The following is a 16,198-nucleotide window of genomic DNA, read 5'->3' on the forward strand; positions in this document are numbered from 1 at the left end:
GCCCGTCAGCGGGCGCGGCGGCGCAGGCGGTCGACGTCGAGGACGACGACCGAGCGCTGCTCCAGCCGCAGCCAGCCACGGGACACGAAGTCGGCCAGCGCCTTGTTCACCGTCTCGCGGGACGCGCCGACCAGCTGGGCCAGCTCTTCCTGCGTGAGGTCGTGGACGACCCGCATGCCCTCCTCGGACGGCACGCCGAACCGGGTCGAGAGGTCCAGCAGCTGTTTGGCCACCCGCCCCGGCACGTCGGAGAAGACCAGGTCGGTCTGGATGTCATTGGACCGCCGCAGCCGCGACGCCAGCTGCAGGAGCAGGCCGCGGGCCACCTCGGGCCGCCCCGTCAGCCAGGGCGTGAGGTCGGCGTGGCTCAGGCTCCACAGCGTGGTGTCGGTGACGGCGGTGGCCGTGGCCGAGCGCGGGCCGGGGTCGAACAGCGACAACTCGCCGAACATCTGCCCGGGACCGAGCAGCGCCAGCAGGTTCTCGCGGCCGTCGGGTGCGGTGCGGCCGAGCTTGATCTTGCCCTCGGTGACGACGTAGACGCGATCGCCTTCGTCGCCCTCGCGGAAGAGGGTCTCGCCGCGGCTCAGGTGCACCTCGGTCATCGACGCGCGCAGCGCGCCGGCGGCCTCGTCGTCGAGTTCGCGGAACAGAAGTGCGCTCCGTAGAGCGTCGTCAGCCACTGCCAGGTCCTCCTTGCCGTCGAGCCACGCGCGGTCAACGGTCTCGTGTTTCGCGTCACGTCGGCCGCAACCTATTGTGCCTGGGGGTCATCATGGCCGACCATTCGCCCCTGCGACGTGTCTTTGCTCGCCGAGCAGGGTTCGGATTCGCGCTGACTCCTCGAGCAGCCCCGTTTCGACGTGCCAACGCATGCGGGCGGGTCGGATCTTCCGCACCGGGTCTGTCGGCCCGGGAACGTAGAGTGAAGTGGTGTCGATGGTCGCTACCGAGTCCAAGCTCGCCCTCACGCGCCGGGCCCGCAAGATCAACCGTGAGCTCGACGCGACGTATCCTGACGCGCACTGCGAGCTCGACTTCACCACACCGTTCGAGCTGCTGATCGCGACGGTGCTGTCCGCGCAGACCACCGACGTCCGGGTCAACGGCGTCACGCCCACGCTGTTCGCCCGCTACCCGAACGCGGTCGCGCTGGCGGCCGCGGAGCGCGAGGACGTCGAGAAGATCATCCAGCCCACCGGGTTCTTCCGCGCCAAGACGCAGTCGATCCTGGGGTTGTCGCAGGCGCTGGTCGAGCGGTTCGGCGGCGAGGTCCCCGGAAGGATGAAGGACCTCGTCACGCTGCCCGGCGTCGGCCGTAAGACGGCCAACGTCGTGCTCGGCAACGCGTTCGGCGTCCCCGGCATCACCGTCGACACCCACTTCGGCCGGCTGGTGCGCCGATTCGGCTGGACCAGCGAGACCGACGCCGACAAGGTCGAGCTCGAGGTCGGCTCGCTGTTCCCGAAGAGCGAGTGGACCATGCTGTCGCACCGGGTCATCTGGCACGGACGGCGGCGCTGCCACGCCCGCAAGCCGGCCTGTGGTGCGTGCCCGCTGGCCCGGCTGTGCCCGTCGTACGGTGAGGGCCCCACCGATCCCAAGGTGGCCGCCAAGCTGGTCCGCGAAGGGCCGCGTGCATGACGTCCGCCGACGCCGCCGGTGGTCCGCCCGCGTGGCTGCGGCGTGTCGCCGACACCGCGGCCGGTGCGTGGGCCGAACAGGCCGGCCGGTGGTCACCACCTGACGACACCGCGCGCGAGTCGGCGGTCCTGCTGCTGTTCGGCGAGACCGACGGCCGGCCCGACGTGCTGCTCATCGAGCGGGCGGCCGGGCTGCGCCGCCACGCCGGGCAGGCCGCATTCCCCGGCGGCGGCGCCGACCCCGGCGACGACGGCCCGATCGGCACGGCGCTGCGCGAATGCGCCGAGGAGACCGGCGTCGACCCCGCCGGTGTCGAGGTCATCGCCACGCTGCCGCCGGTGTGGATCTCCGTCTCGAACTACTCCGTCACACCGGTCCTGGCCTGGTGGCGCGAGCCGTGCGAGGTGCGCGTCGCCGATCCCACCGAGGTCGCGTCCGTGCACCGGGTGCCGGTCAGCGAACTCACCGACCCCGCCAACCGGCTGCAGCTGCAGTACCCGTCCGGCCACTCCGGCCCCGCCTTCCGGGCCAGCGGACTGCTCATCTGGGGGTTCACCGCGAAAGTGCTGTCCAGGTTGTTCGATGCGGCCGCAATCGCGCAGCCATGGGATCGTACTCTCGTCGAGCCGCTGCCAACGGGGCCGGCTCTTCGCCGTGAAGGTCGAGGTGGGTCGTGACGCTGGGCTTGAACGCCGTCGACCTGATCATCATCATCCTGGCGGTCGTCGTCGGTTACACCGGCTGGACCCACGGTTTCGTCGTCGGCCTCCTGTCCTTCGTCGGGTTCGTCGGCGGCGCGGTCGCCGGGCTGCTGCTGGTGCCGTTGGTGCTCGGCAGCTTCGACCCCGGGCTCGGGGTGTCCGTGCTGGCCGTCCTGCTGGTACTCGGCGTCGCCTCGATCGGGCAGGGCGTGCTGGCGTGGGCCGGCGGCTGGGTGCGGTCGAAGGTGTCGTCGCAGCCTGCCAAGAACTTCGATGCCGCGGGTGGGGCCATCCTCGGCGTCGCCGGCCTGCTGCTGGCCTCGTGGGCGGTCGGGCTGGCCATCTCCACGGCCGCCGTACCGTACGCGTCGCCCGGCGTCCGCGAGTCGCGGCTGCTCGACCTGGTCGACGACGCCGTGCCGATCTCGCCCGACCGCCTGCGCGACGCCTTCGAGGACGTCGTCGCGGCGGGCGGGTTCCCGCAGGTCGTGGTCCCGTGGGCGTCCGAGCCGATCGTCGACGTCGGCCCGCCCGGCAGCCTGCTGCGCCGCGACCCCGAGGTGCGCACCGCCGCCCAGAGCGTCGTTCAGATCACGGGCCGTGCGGAGGCCTGCGAACGCGTCATCACCGGCAGCGGCTTCGTGGTCGCGGCTGAGCGCATCCTCACCAACGCGCACGTGGTGGCCGGCGTCAGCGAGCCCGTCATCACCTTCCCTGACGGCGACCCGCTGGCCGCGCAGGTGGTCGCGTTCGACCCCGAGACCGACCTCGCCGTGCTCGCCGTCCCCGGACTGCCGCTGGACCAGCTCTCCATGGCCGCCGAAGAGCCCGGCAACGGCGACGAGGCCGCCGTCGTCGGCTACCCGAACAACGGCCCGCTGCGCAGCGAGGAGGTCCGCGTCCGCGACGTCCACGAGCTCATCGGGCACGACATCTACGACGAGAACACCGTCACCCGCGAGGTCGTCTCGCTGCGCGGCAGCATCCGGCCGGGCAACTCCGGCGGGCCGCTCATCTCGCCGGACGGCACCGTACTGGGCGTGGTGTTCGCCGCCTCGCTGACCGACCCGGACACCGGCTACGCACTTGCGCCCAGCGAGTTCACCGACCTCGCGGCCGATGCGGCCGAGGCGACCGAGCCGGTGCCGACCGGCTCCTGCACCTGACGGCCCGCTTGTCGCGTCCTAGGCGCAACGCCTGATGATGGCCGTCCGCCGCGCGAGCGTGCCTGCCACGCCCTCCCCCCCGTTGATCTTGGAGTTGTTCGGCCATTGCGGGGCGATATGCCCGATAGATGGCCGAACAACTCCAAGATCAACGAAAGGGGCGGGGCCGCACGACCTCCAGCGCGCTTGTCACAGCAGGCAACTGTGCAACGACTCTGGGCCGACGCCTGCCTCGCCCATTCCGCGCGAATTCTTAGTCGTGCCGGGCGCGCTGCTTGACCAGCCAGTCCAGCAGTGCGTCGGTGACGGCGTCCGGCGTCTCCTCGTGCGGGAAGTGCCCGGCCGACTCCAGCGACAGCCAGTGGTACTCGCCGGCCACCAGTTCACGCGACGCCGCCGCGAGGTCGATGTCGAGGTTGGAGTCGTGGACGCCGTGCACCTGCAGCACCGGCATGGTGAGCGGATCCTGGACGCGCTTGGCGAAGCGGCGGCCGTCGCCGCGGAAGAGGGAGCGGAACAGCCAGCGCTGGTACTCAAGCGCACAGTGCGGCGCCGGCCACAACTGCATGGCCGCGCGGTAGTGGCGCGACGCCTCGTCGTCGGGGAAGGCCGAACCGGGCGCCGACCAACGGCGCAGCAGCGTCTCGACGTGGGCGCCGTCGTCGGCGATGAGCCGTCGCTCCGGCGCCATCGGCGTCTGCACCCAGGCCAGCGAGCCGCTGCGCCGGAGCCGGCCGCGCAACAGGTGCCGCCGCAGGATCAGCGGGTGCGGCATCGACAGGACGGCGAGGGCGTCGACGTGCGCCGGGCGCATCGCCGCCGCCGTCCACGCGCCGTAGGCACCCCAGCCGTGCCCTACGAGCACCGCGCGCCGCTCGCCGAGCGAGCGGATGGCGCCGGTGATGTCCGCGGCGAAGGTGAACGCGTCGTACCCGCGCGGGGTCTTGTCGCTGCCGCCGGCGCCGCGCAGGTCGAGCGCGACGGCGCGCCAGCCGGCCGCGGCGAGCGCGGGCAGCTGGTGCCGCCAGGCCCACCAGAACTCCGGGAAGCCGTGCAGGAGCAGGACGAGCGGCCCGCGCCCCATCTCCACGGCATGGAACTGCGCCCCGTTGGCGGCGACGGTTCGATGCGTCCAGGGGCCGGGGATCTCGACCGTCTGGCGATGTGCGTCGTTGGTGATCACGTGCTGTTGCTGGACCTCTTCAGAGCGCGGGCGGCGTCGCGAGCGGTGATCTTCGTCCGCTCGGCCTTGGAGATCCTGCCGAATCGGCTCCGGGCCGCCAGCAGCAGGAGGAGTGCGACGAGAACGTAGGCGCCGGCGACCACGAGGAACGACCAGCCGAGGGTCAGTCCGAGCGCGCGGACGGCGTACACGAGCGCGAAGGAGGCGAGGATGAACGCCACCAAGCCGAGGAAGGCGGCCACCGCCGCCATGGCGCTGCCGAGCGCGGCCTCCTTGGCGTCCTCCTTCAGCTCGGCCTTCGCCAGCTCGATCTCGTCCCGGACCAGCCCGGTGAGGTCGTCCTTGATCGAGGCCACGAGCTGGCCGATGGAGGCCGAGCCGTCGGCCTGGCTGGTTGCCCGCGCGGCCATCCGGAACCTCCTCGTCGCAGTAGTCACGAGTGACGTCGGCCGCGGCGGCGGGCTGCCGGCGTGGCCTCGTGTTCGACTCTAGAGCAGGTCGGGGAGCCTGGTCGCGAAGACGGGCCGACCAGTCACGGCCGAGTGCCCGGCTCCTCGGCCTGGTAGGCGTCCGGGATGCCGTCGCGGTCTTCGTCGCGCGCCTCCTCCGCGGCCAGCCGCTTGTAGATGACGTTGCGCCGTATCAGCAGCACCGTGGCGATGATGGCGGCGAGCACCGAACCCACGAGCACAGCGGTCTTGACCAGTTCTTCCATGTGCGCATCGTCGCGGAACGCCAGCTCGCCGATGAGCAGCGAGACCGTGAACCCGATGCCCGCGATGGTCGCCAGTCCGAGGACGTCACTCCAGGCGAGGTCGGGGTTCAGCTCGGCCTTGGTGAACCGCGCCATGAGCCAGGTTCCGCCGAAGACCCCGATCGTCTTGCCCGCCACCAGCCCGAGGACCACGCCCAACGCCACCGGCTCGGTGAACACCTCGCGCAGCGACCCGCCTGACACGGTGACGCCGGCGGCGAACAGCGCGAAGACCGGCACGCACAGGACGGCGGAGAACGGCCGTATACGATGCTCGATCCGCTCCGCGGGCGCCTGGCTCTCGCCCGTGCGACGGTGAGCGCGGGTCAGCAGGCCGAACGCCACGCCGACGACGGTGGCGTGCACACCGCTCTCGTGCATCAGTGCCCACGCCACGACGCCCATCGGCACGTACAGCCACCACGCCCGCACGTCGAACCGCTGCATGACGGCGTACGCCACGAGGATCGCGACCGCGCCGAGCAGCGGCCAGAGCTCGACGTCGGTGGTGAAGAAGATGGCGATGAGCAGGATCGCGAGCAGGTCGTCGACGACGGCGAGCGTCAGCAGGAACGCGCGCAGTGCCGATGGCAGCTGCGACCCGATGACGGCGAGTACGGCGAGGGCAAACGCGATGTCGGTGGCAGTCGGTACCGCCCAGCCGTCCGGGCTGCCTCCGCCGATGCCGTTGACCACCAGGTACACGAGGATCGGACCGAGCATGCCGCAGGCGGCGGCCACGATCGGGAGGACCGCCTCGGCCGGTCGGCGCAGGCTCCCGACGACCAGCTCGCGCTTCAGCTCCAGGCCCGCGACGAGGAAGAAGATCGCCAGCAGGCCGTCGGCCGCCCACGTCGCGAGGTCGAGGTCGAGGTGCAGTCCCGACGGGCCCACCGTCGTGGTGCGCAGCGTCTCGTAGGAGTCGCCGCCGACGTTCGCCCAGACGAGTGCGGTGGCCGCGGCGAGCAACATGAGGAAGCCGCCGGTCGTCTCGCTGCGCAGGACGGAGGCGACGTACTGGGCCTCCGGCCAGGTCGGGCGGGCGAACACACGGCGTCGGGACACGGTCGGGCCACCTTCCGTCGCAGACATGGCTGTGGACGATCGCCGACCAGACTTCCCGGCACACCTGGCGTCGATTCTACGGGACTGGATCGAAAAGGATGGTAAGTAATAACTTACGGTAAGTGGAAACTTACGGATGCTTCGGGGTGCTCGGCGACGCGACCAGGCGGTCGATCGTCGAGCGGCTCCGGCACGCCCCGGCCTCGGTGGGCGAACTCGCCGCGGGGCTGCCGGTGAGCCGCCCGGCGGTCAGTCAGCACCTGAAGGTGCTGGCCGAGGCGGGACTGGTGGTATCGAGCGCCGCCGGCACGCGGCGGATCTACCGGCTCGCACCGGAGGGGTTCGCCGCGCTGCGGTCCGAGCTCGACCAGCTGTGGGGTGACGCGATGGCGGCCTTCGCGGCCGCGGAAGCGGAAGGAGAGGCAGATGGCAACGACGAGCGACACGACCGTCCGGCGTGAGGTTGTGGTGAACCTCACCCACTCGTACCCGGTGCCGTCGGCGGCGGTCGCGGGTGCTGTCCGGTGACGCCGCGGCGGTCAGCGGGTGAACGTCCGGACCGGCAGTCCGGGCCGCCAGAGCCTGATCTCCATGCCGGTGCGCGCGTCGTTCAGGCCGGCCAGCACGACATCGTCGATGCCGAGCCGGAAAAGGTGGAACGGCCCGGGCGGCAGGTCGGTCGTGTGGGCGGCCCGGTAGGCCTCGAACTCGGGCCCGACGACCTCCACGGCGCGGCCGGAGATTTTCACGTCGGGCACCGTCATCGACCCGTCCCCGGGGTTGCTGTGCAGCGCGTACCGCGGGTCGCGCTGCAGGTCGTGGGCCTTGCGTGCCTCGGGCATCGAGCCCAGCGTGAGGTGGTCGCCGCCGAAGTCGACCTCGGTGCCGCTGATCCGTGGCGAGCCGTCCGCGCGCAGCGTCGCTAGGACGTGGTGCTTGGTGGCCGTGAACTGCGCGTGCACGATCGTCGCCAGCTCGGGGGCCTCGTCGTGGAACTGCTTCCAGGTCGCCATGCGCCCATGCTGCCGCGAGATCGCTGACATCTTCTGTCAGCATCCTGGCGTAGGTTCGGCGATGTGAGAGCCAGCCGGTTGATGGCGATGATGCTGCTGATCCAGCAGCGGCGGACGTTGACGGCGGCCGAGGTCGCCGCCGAGCTCGAGGTGTCCGTCCGCACGGTCTACCGCGACATCGCGGCGCTGCAGGCCTCCGGTGTCCCGCTCTGGACGGAGTCGGGGCCGGGCGGCGGCATCCGCCTGGTCGAGGGCTGGCGCACGACGCTCGACGGGCTCACCGGCGACGAGGCGGCCGCGCTGTTCTTCGGCGGCGTCCCGAGCGCGGTCGCGGACCTCGGGCTGGGCACCGTCCTCGTGGCGGCGCAGACGAAGGTCATCGCGATGCTGCCGCCGGAGCTGCGTGGGCGGGCCGCCCGCCTGCGCGAGCGGTTCCACGTCGACGCGCCCGGCTGGTTCAATGACGCGGCGCCGCCGGAGGCGCTGGCGGAGGTGTCCGACGCGGTGTGGTCGGGCCGGCGGCTGGACGTGTCGTACCGGCGGTCCGACCGGGCGGTGTCGCGGCTGCTCGACCCGCTCGGTCTGGTGCTCAAGGCCGGCACCTGGTACCTCGTGGCGGCGCACCGGCAGCAGGTACGGACCTACAAGGTGGGACGCATCCACGCCGCGACGGTGCTGCCGGAGCCGAGCTGGCGGCCCGACGGCTTCGACCTCGCCGAGTGGTGGGCGTCGTCGTCGGCGGAGTTCGATCGGTCGCTGCTGCGCTACCGGTGCCGGATCCGGCTGTCGGCGCCGGCGCTGCGGCGGCTGCACACGGCGGTCGGCGCGCTGGCGGCGGCGCAGGCCCGCGAGACGGCGTCCGCGCCCGACAGCGACGGCTGGAGCGAGGTCGAGCTGTGGACCGAGGGCGAGGACGTCGCCGCGGCGCAGCTGTTCAGCCTGATGAACCACGTCGAGGTGCTGGAGCCCGCCTCGCTACGTGCGACCCTGCGCTCCGTCGCGCTCGAGCTGGCGGCCCGGAACGCTCCGCAGCGCGGGCGTGATGAGTTCTAGCAAACTGGAACTCAAGGCGCTGATATTCTAGTTTTCGGCGAGATACTTGAATTTCATGGCTGTAGTTTCCAGGTTGCGAGGACTTCATGGACCGGGACCGGTTCAGTGACAGCCCCATCGGGTCGATCGTCGTCATCCGTGGGACCGATGGCCGTACCGGGGCCGAGTACGACCACGTCGCATATGTCCCGAACCCGCTCGACGACGAGCCGGCCCTCGACAATGCCACCTGGCGCGCCGTGAGCGCCGCGAACCGTGCGCTCGGCGCGCTGGATCAGGCCGGTCGGCAGGTGCCGGAACCAGCGTTGCTACGTCGTCCGACACTACGGCGTGAGGCACAGAGCACCTCGGCCCTGGAAGGCACGTTTGCCCCTCTCGCCGCTGTTCTCGGGGCCGACGGAGACGCTCAGTTGAGTGCGGAGTTGGTCGAGGTCTTGAACTACGTGCGAGCGGCCGAACTCGCTTACAGTGCCGTAGCCAGTGGACAGCGCCTGTCGATGAGCATGTTGCTGGCGCTGCATCGCACGCTGGTCAGCGGCACAGCTGCAGAGACCAGAGACGCTGGCCGGATCCGTCAGGTGCAGGTGGCCATCGGCAGTCCAGCCACTCGTATCAGTGACGCGCGCTTCGTGCCGCCGCCGCCCGGCCTGCAACTCCAAGCGTCCACACAGGACCTCATCGACTGGATCAACGACTCACCACGCATGGGTCGGGACCCGGTCGTGTCTGCTGCGATGGCGCATTACCAGTTCGAGACGTTGCACCCGTTCAACGACGGCAACGGTCGGTTGGGACGCCTGCTGATCGTGTTGGGCCTCATGCAGGACGGCGCAATCGGCGATGCGCTGCTGAGTGTGTCGCCGTGGTTCGAGGCGAGACGCACTGACTACCAAGATCACCTCGCACAGCTGAGCGCCACCGGTGACTGGAACCGTTGGGTGCGCTTCTTCGCTCATGGCATCAAGGACTCTGCGGAAGACACCGCGGCGATCGTCAAGAACCTGCTCGACCTCGAGGTGAGGCACCGTGAGCAGCTTCGTGCCGTCGGAGTACGAGGGATTGCCGTCGATATCGCCCGATCGTTGATCGCCAAGCCGATCATCACCATCCCCGAGGCTGCCAGGACGGTGGACAAGGGCTACCAGGCCGCGAGTAACGCCGTCCAGCGACTTGTCGATCTCGGCATTCTCCAGCCGTTCGGAGCACAGGAGCACCCACGGCGGTTCCTGGCGCCGGAGGTCCTGGCGGCGATCCAGGGGCGCGGACACAGGTGATCGGCGGGGAGCGGCCCTGGAAGGCGCGGCGCCCCGCCGATCGTGGCGGACGAACGGTCGTAGCGTCAGTCCTCGGACGAGCCGCCCTTGCTCAGGCCCTCGCTGATGAGGTTCATCACCGTCGGGTCGGCCAGCGTCTGGACGTCGCCCAGCTCGCGGTTCTCGGCGACGTCGCGGAGGAGGCGGCGCATGATCTTGCCGGACCGCGTCTTCGGCAGCTCCGGCACGATCATGATCTGCCGCGGCTTGGCGATCGGGCCGATCTCCTTGGCCACGTGGTTGCGCAGCTCCTGAGTGATTTCGGAGCCGCCGGCATCTCCTTCTGGCAACGCACTGGCGCGCAGGATGACGAACGCGACGATGCCCTGGCCGGTGGTCGGGTCGGAGGCGCCGACGACGGCGGACTCGGCCACCTTCGGGTGCGATACCAGCGCCGACTCGACCTCCGTCGTGGAGATGCGGTGGCCGGACACGTTCATGACGTCGTCGACCCGGCCGAGCAGCCAGATGTCGCCGTCGTCGTCCTTCTTGGCGCCGTCGCCGGCGAAGTAGCGGCCCTCGAAGCGTGACCAGTAGGTGTCGATGAAGCGCTGGTCGTCGCCCCAGATGGTGCGCAGCATGGACGGCCACGGCTCGGTGAGCACGAGGTAGCCGCCGTGGCCGTCGGGCACGATGTTGCCGGCGTCGTCGACCACGTCGGCCACGATGCCCGGCAGCGGTGTCTGCGCCGAACCCGGCTTGGCGGCGGTGACGCCGGGCAGCGGGCTGATCATGATGGCGCCGGTCTCGGTCTGCCACCAGGTGTCGACGACGGGGGTGCGGTCGCCGCCGATGACGCGGCGGTACCAGATCCACGCCTCGGGGTTGATCGGCTCGCCGACGCTGCCCAGGACGCGCAGTGACGAGAGGTCGCGGCGGCCGGGGATCTCCTCGCCCTGCTTCATGAACGTGCGGATGGCCGTCGGCGCGGTGTACAGGATGGTGACCTTGTACTTCTCGACGAGGTCCCACCAGCGGCCGGGCTCGGGGAAGTCGGGCGTGCCCTCGTACATCACCTGGGTGGCGCCGTTGGCCAGCGGCCCGTACACGATGTAGCTGTGGCCGGTGACCCAGCCGACGTCGGCCGTGCACCAGTACACGTCGGTGTCTGGCTTGAGGTCGAAGACGTTGCGGTGCGTGTACGCGGCCTGCAGCAGGTAGCCGCCGGACGTGTGCTTGATGCCCTTCGGCTTCCCGGTGGTGCCGGACGTGTAGAGGATGTAGAGCGTGTCCTCAGAATCGTTGGGTCGTGCGTCATGTCGGTCGGACTGCCGGTCGACGATGTCGTGCCACCACACGTCGTGGCTCGCGTCCCAGTCGACCTCCTGCTCGGTGCGCCGCACCACCAGCACCTTCTCGACCGACGGCGACTTCGCGACGGCCTCGTCGACGGCCGGCTTCAGCGCCGACGGCTTGCCCCGCCGGAACCCGCCGTCGGCGGTGATGACGAGCTTGGCCTGCGCGTCCTCGATGCGGCTGCGCAGCGCCTCGGCCGAGAACCCGCCGAACACCACGGAGTGGATGGCGCCGATGCGGGCACACGCCAGCATCGAGATGGCGGCCTCGGGGATCATCGGCAGATAGATGGCGACGCGGTCGCCGTGGCCGACGCCGAGCTCCGTCAGTGCGTTGGCCGCCTTGGACACCTCGCGCTGGAGGTCGGCGTAGGTGAGCGTGCGGCTGTCGCCCGGCTCGCCCTCCCAGTGGAGCGCGACGCGGTCGCCGTTGCCGGCCTCGACGTGCCGGTCGACACAGTTGTACGCCACGTTGAGCCTGCCGCCGACGAACCACTTGGCGAACGGCGGGTTGCTCCAGTCGAGGACCTGCGACCACTCGGTGTCCCACGACAGGAGCTCGCGGGCCTGGCGCTCCCAGAACGCGAGCCGGTCAGTGGCCGCCTCCTCGTACAAGTCGGCCTTGGCATTCGCCTGAGCAGCGAACTCCTCCGACGGTGGGAAGCTGCGGTCCTCGTGCAGCAGATTGGAGAGAGCGTCATTGGTCACGTTCGTCTGCTCCTCGTGTCGGGATGTCCGTGGCAGCGTCGATCGCGCTGCCGTCTACCTCACCATCGCAGATACCTGATCGGCAAGGACGGCGAGGTCGACGGCAGCGCGCGTCGGGGTCGGTCAGTGCGTGGTCGTGGCCTTCTCGGCTCCGGCGCCACTCAGTGAGCGGACCTCCATCTCGGCGTACTTGGCCGCGTTGTACTCCTTCGACAGGCGGGCGCCGATGAAGCCGAACAGGAATCCGGCCGGGATCGAGATGATGCCGGGGTTGTCCAGCGGGAACCAGTGGAAGTCGACGTCCTGCAGCATCGACGGGCTGCGGCCGGTCGCCGGGTTCACCGGCTTGCCCGACACCACCGGGGAGAAGACGATCAGCGTCACCGCGGTGAGCAGACCGCCGTAGATGCTCCATACCGCGCCTTGGGTGTTGAACCGCCTCCAGAACAGCGAGTAGAGGATCACCGGCAGGTTCGCGCTGGCGGCGACGGCGAACGCGAGCGCCACGAGGAACGCGATGTTCTGGCCGTTGGCGAAGATGCCGCCGACGATCGCCACCGCGCCGATGACGACCGCCGTGATGCGGGCGACCCGCACCTCGTCGTTCGCGCCGATCTCACCCTTCTTGATGACGTTGGCGTACACGTCGTGCGCGAATGAGGCCGACGCGGTGATCGTCAGGCCCGCGACGACGGCGAGGATGGTCGCGAAGGCGACGGCCGCGATGATGCCCAGCAGGATCGTGCCGCCCAGCTCGTACGCCAGAAGCGGCGCCGCGGAGTTCACGCCGCCCGGTGCGCCCAGGATCTCCTCCTGCCCGACCAGGGCGCCGGCGCCGTAGCCGAGGACCAGCGTCAGCAGGTAGAACAGGCCGATCAGGGCGATCGCCCAGGTCACGCTGTGCCGGGCGTCGCGCGCCGTCGGCACCGTGTAGAACCGCATCAGCACGTGCGGCAGGCCGGCGGTGCCGAGTACCAGGGCCAGCGCCAGCGAGATGAAGTCCAGCTTCGAGGTGTCCGTCGCGCCGTACTGGTTCATCGGATCCAGCAGGCCGGCGGCACCGCCCGCGCTCTCGACGGCCGCACCGAGCAGCTGCGACAGGTTGAAGTCGTGCTGCGCCAGCACCCAGATGGTCATGACGAACGCGCCGCTGATCAGCAGGATCGCCTTGACGATCTGCACCCAAGTCGTGCCCTTCATGCCGCCGACCAGGACGTAGAACACCATCAGCGCGCCCACGACGGCGATGACGACGCCCTGCCCGCCGCGGTCCGTCACGCCCAGCAGCAGCGCGACCAGGCCACCGGCGCCGGCCATCTGGGCCAGCAGGTAGAAGAACGACACCGCGAGCGTCGACGTCGCGGCCGCCGTCCGCACCGGGCGCTGCCGCATCCGGAACGACAGCACGTCGGCCATGGTGAACCGGCCGGTGTTCCGCAGCAGCTCGGCGACCAGCAGCAGCGCGACCAGCCACGCGACCAGGAAGCCGATGGAGTACAGGAAGCCGTCGTAGCCGTAGATGGCGATCGCGCCGGCGATACCGAGGAACGACGCCGCCGACAGGTAGTCACCGGCGATCGCGATGCCGTTCTGCTGTCCGGTGAAGGCTCGGCCGCCGGCGTAGTAGTCCGCCGCGGTCCGGTTGTTCTTCGATGCGCGCAGGACGATGACCAGCGTGATCGCGACGAAGAGCGCGAAGATCGTGATGTTGACCGCGGGGCTGCCGACATGGGTCTCCATCAGAGCACCTCCTCCAGCTCGTCGCGGATCTGCTTGGCGATCGGGTCGAGCTTGCGGTCGGCGTGCCGGATGTACAGCCACGTGATCAGGAACGTCGACGCGAACTGGCCGAGGCCGAACAGCAGGCCGACGTTGATGTTGCCGACCACTCGCTGCGACATGAAGTCGACCGCGTACGTCGACAGCAGCACGTACAGCAGATACCACGACAGGAAGGCGGCGGTCATGGGAAACGCGAAGCTGCGGAACCGCCGGCGCAGCTCGGCGAACTCCGGGCTGGCCTGCATGCGCTCGTATTCCTCGGCGGTGGGTAGGGCCCGCTCGGGCGGGGGTGTCTCGAGACTGGCCACGCTCCGACCTCCTCGTCGTCATGTGGTCCGGGTCACAGTGATCCCGTTTGGGGCGCCACGGTAGGACGGCCCCTCGGACCCTCGGGAGGGGCCTGGCGGCGGCGTGCGGCGAGTGGCACGAGAGTGCGGTGTGTGGGGCTCGACGCTGCGATGAACGGTCGCTGCTGTGCGACGAGCGGTCGTCGCGAGGGTCGCCTACGCGACGTCCGGCTGAGACGGTCCGCTCCCGCCGACGGTGACCAGGCCGGTCTCGTAGGCGACCACGACGGCCTGGACGCGGTCGCGGACGCCCAGCTTGGCGAGGATGCGCGCCACGTGCGTCTTGACCGTCGCCTCGGACAGGTGGAGCCGCCCGGCCAGCTCGGCGTTGCTCAGCCCGCGGGCGAGGAGCGTCAGGACCTCCAGCTCGCGCGGCGTCAGCTCGGACAGGTCGCGGTGCAGTGTGGCCGTCTCGCCGTCACGCGCGAACCGGGCCACGAGCCGCCGGGTGATGGTCGGTGCCAGCAGGGCGTCGCCGGCACGCACGGTGCGGACGGCGGCCACCAGCTGCTCGGGCGTGACGTCCTTGAGGAGGAAGCCGCTGGCGCCGGCGGACAGTGCCGCGTAGACGTACTGGTCGAGGTCGAACGTGGTCAGGATGATGACCCGCGGCTCGTCGGCGGTGCCGGTCAGGATCCGCCGGGTCGCCTCGAGGCCGTCGAGCTCGGGCATCCGGATGTCCATCAGGACGACGTCGGGACGGGTGCGGCGGACGGCGTCGACGGCTTCCGCGCCGTTGGTCGCCTCCGCGACGACGTCGATGCCGTCGGCCGTCAAAATCATCCGGAACCCGGTGCGGACCAGGGTCTGGTCGTCGGCGACGACCACGCGCAGCGACTCGGTCACGAGGCCTCCACCGGGATCACGGCCTCGACGCGATAGCCGCCGGTGAGGCGCCGACCGAACACCAGCGTCCCGTCGTGGACGGCCAGGCGCTCGCGCAGCCCGATCAGGCCGCGGCCGTCGCCGGACCGGGCCGACGCGACCGGTGTGCCGCCCGTGTCGGCGACCTCGACCCGCAGCCGGTCGTCGCCGTAGTCGACCGTCACCGTGGCGGCCGCGCCCGTCGCGTGCTTCATCGTGTTGGTCAACGCCTCCTGCACCACTCGGTACGCGGCCAGCTCGATCCCGGGCGGCAGCGGCCGGACCCGCCCGGCGACGGTCAGCTCGGCCGGCAGACCGGCCTCGCGGACCCGGTCGACCAGCGACGGCAGCCGGTCGAGGCCGGGCTGCGGAGTCAGGTCGTCCGAGTCGTCCGCGTCAGGATCGCCGCCGTCCCGGCTCAGCAGCCCCATGACCTGGCGCAGATCGGCCATCGCCGCCCGGCCGCCCGACTCAACGGCGAGCAGCGCCTCGCTCGCCTGCTCGGGCGCCGACGCCATCACCTTGCGGGCGGCGCCGGCCTGGATGACCATGACGCTCACGTTGTGGGTGACGACGTCGTGCAGCTCGCGAGCCAGACGGGCGCGCTCGTCCTCCGCGGCGCGGCGCACCGCCTCGGCCTGCTCGCGTTCCAGTTCCTCCATCCGGACGCGGCCCTGCTCGACCCGCAGCTTCCAGCGGCGCAGCCCGTCGGCCGCCACGACGATCGGCACCAGGACCATCAGCGGAACGTACTTGCTCGGCACGACCGGCAGTGCCGCGTCATGAACGATGGTGACCACCACCGCCGTCACGACGACGACCGCGATCGTCGGCACCCGGTACGGGCTGTATGCCGCGGCGCTGTACGCGGCGACGACCAGCGCGTAGAACGTGAGCCGCGGTTCGTCGGAGACGACGGCGGTGGTGATCGCGAACACGATGCACAGGACGGTCAGCGGGAACCGCCGGCGCAGCACGAGCGCCGCCGAGCAGGCGAGCGCGGTGAGCGCACCCTGAATCCGCGTGTCCGTGTCAGGCGCCGGCCCGGGCAGGGGCGGGGGCCGCAGCCCCGGCGCCGGGACGTCCTGCACGACCAGGACGGGGCTGTCGGAGCCGTCGACCGCGTACCAGACCGCGGCGACCGCCAGCACCAGCGCGAGGCCGGCGTCGAAGAGCAGGTTGCGCCGGGTCGGCCGCGGCGGCGGGCCGGACGGCCGCACGACCGGCGGCGCCGCCCAGTCGCGCAGCCGCTGCGCGATCGACAGCCACGTCACCGGTCCATTCTGGCCGACGGCCGGGCCGCGGGCGAC

Annotated in this window: 16 protein-coding genes; 6 read left to right on the forward strand and 10 right to left on the reverse strand. The window is 70.8% G+C overall.

Going from position 1 to position 16,198, the window contains the following annotated elements; genetic code table 11:
- Positions 1–5 precede the first annotated feature (5 nt).
- Positions 6–683 carry a Crp/Fnr family transcriptional regulator gene (locus E1262_RS09375; RefSeq protein WP_046766478.1) on the reverse strand — a complete coding sequence of 226 codons (678 nt, stop codon included), beginning with the start codon at positions 681–683 and terminating at the stop codon, positions 6–8.
- A gap of 256 nt (positions 684–939) precedes the next feature.
- Between E1262_RS09375 and nth the strand changes: the two genes are divergently transcribed.
- Genes nth through E1262_RS09390 form a run of 3 tightly spaced genes read left to right on the forward strand, consistent with a single transcriptional unit; the run spans position 940 to position 3,511 of the window.
- Positions 940–1,644: an endonuclease III gene (gene nth / locus E1262_RS09380; protein WP_132102966.1), complete on the forward strand. Its 705-nt coding sequence runs from the start codon at positions 940–942 to the stop codon at positions 1,642–1,644.
- Positions 1,641–2,321 (forward strand): NUDIX hydrolase, encoded by a 681-nt coding sequence (locus E1262_RS09385; protein ID WP_132102866.1) that lies wholly within the window; start codon positions 1,641–1,643, stop codon positions 2,319–2,321. The genes nth and E1262_RS09385 overlap by 4 nt, the downstream gene beginning before the upstream one ends.
- Positions 2,318–3,511 (forward strand): MarP family serine protease, encoded by a 1,194-nt coding sequence (locus tag E1262_RS09390; RefSeq protein ID WP_132102867.1) that lies wholly within the window; start codon positions 2,318–2,320, stop codon positions 3,509–3,511. Before E1262_RS09385 ends, E1262_RS09390 begins: the two co-directional genes overlap by 4 nt.
- Before the next feature lie 253 nt (positions 3,512–3,764).
- Here the strand turns inward: E1262_RS09390 and E1262_RS09395 are convergent, their stop codons facing one another.
- The 3 genes from E1262_RS09395 to nhaA form a co-directional block, all read right to left on the reverse strand.
- Positions 3,765–4,694 (reverse strand): alpha/beta fold hydrolase, encoded by a 930-nt coding sequence (locus tag E1262_RS09395; RefSeq protein ID WP_203453712.1) that lies wholly within the window; start codon positions 4,692–4,694, stop codon positions 3,765–3,767.
- Complete coding sequence (locus E1262_RS09400; protein ID WP_132102868.1) at positions 4,691–5,104, reverse strand: phage holin family protein; 414 nt, start codon at positions 5,102–5,104, stop codon at positions 4,691–4,693. Before E1262_RS09400 ends, E1262_RS09395 begins: the two co-directional genes overlap by 4 nt.
- Before the next feature lie 122 nt (positions 5,105–5,226).
- Complete coding sequence (gene nhaA / locus E1262_RS09405) at positions 5,227–6,540, reverse strand: Na+/H+ antiporter NhaA (protein ID WP_132102869.1); 1,314 nt, start codon at positions 6,538–6,540, stop codon at positions 5,227–5,229.
- A 95-nt stretch (positions 6,541–6,635) separates the two neighbouring features.
- Between nhaA and E1262_RS09410 the strand changes: the two genes are divergently transcribed.
- The gene (locus E1262_RS09410; RefSeq protein ID WP_132102870.1) at positions 6,636–6,974 is read left to right on the forward strand and encodes an ArsR/SmtB family transcription factor; all 339 of its coding nucleotides are present in this window, start codon (positions 6,636–6,638) and stop codon (positions 6,972–6,974) included.
- Positions 6,975–7,052: 78 nt separating this feature from the next.
- Here the strand turns inward: E1262_RS09410 and E1262_RS09415 are convergent, their stop codons facing one another.
- Complete coding sequence (locus E1262_RS09415; RefSeq protein WP_132102871.1) at positions 7,053–7,526, reverse strand: pyridoxamine 5'-phosphate oxidase family protein; 474 nt, start codon at positions 7,524–7,526, stop codon at positions 7,053–7,055.
- 63 nt (positions 7,527–7,589) lie between these two features.
- On the opposite strand from E1262_RS09415, the gene E1262_RS09420 reads away from it, so the two are divergent.
- Entirely contained in the window at positions 7,590–8,579 is a 990-nt protein-coding gene (locus E1262_RS09420) for a helix-turn-helix transcriptional regulator (RefSeq protein ID WP_132102872.1), read from the forward strand.
- A gap of 86 nt (positions 8,580–8,665) precedes the next feature.
- Positions 8,666–9,853 (forward strand): Fic family protein, encoded by a 1,188-nt coding sequence (locus E1262_RS09425; RefSeq protein ID WP_132102873.1) that lies wholly within the window; start codon positions 8,666–8,668, stop codon positions 9,851–9,853.
- Positions 9,854–9,918: 65 nt separating this feature from the next.
- On the opposite strand, the gene acs is transcribed toward E1262_RS09425, so the two are convergent.
- From acs to E1262_RS09450, 5 genes are all read right to left on the reverse strand, one after another.
- Complete coding sequence (gene acs / locus E1262_RS09430) at positions 9,919–11,895, reverse strand: acetate--CoA ligase (RefSeq protein WP_132102874.1); 1,977 nt, start codon at positions 11,893–11,895, stop codon at positions 9,919–9,921.
- A gap of 123 nt (positions 11,896–12,018) precedes the next feature.
- A complete protein-coding gene (locus tag E1262_RS09435) occupies positions 12,019–13,635 on the reverse strand; it encodes a solute symporter family protein (protein ID WP_132102875.1) in 1,617 nt (538 codons plus the stop codon).
- On the reverse strand, positions 13,635–13,922 hold the full coding sequence (locus E1262_RS09440; protein WP_132102968.1) for a DUF485 domain-containing protein: 288 nt from the start codon (positions 13,920–13,922) through the stop codon (positions 13,635–13,637). The genes E1262_RS09435 and E1262_RS09440 overlap by 1 nt, the downstream gene beginning before the upstream one ends.
- Before the next feature lie 258 nt (positions 13,923–14,180).
- The gene (locus tag E1262_RS09445) at positions 14,181–14,870 is read right to left on the reverse strand and encodes a response regulator (RefSeq protein WP_132102876.1); all 690 of its coding nucleotides are present in this window, start codon (positions 14,868–14,870) and stop codon (positions 14,181–14,183) included.
- Positions 14,867–16,162 (reverse strand): sensor histidine kinase, encoded by a 1,296-nt coding sequence (locus E1262_RS09450; protein WP_132102877.1) that lies wholly within the window; start codon positions 16,160–16,162, stop codon positions 14,867–14,869. Before E1262_RS09450 ends, E1262_RS09445 begins: the two co-directional genes overlap by 4 nt.
- Positions 16,163–16,198: the final 36 nt, after the last annotated feature.

The sequence above is a fragment of the Jiangella aurantiaca genome (genome assembly GCF_004349105.1).
GTDB lineage: Bacteria > Actinomycetota > Actinomycetes > Jiangellales > Jiangellaceae > Jiangella > Jiangella aurantiaca.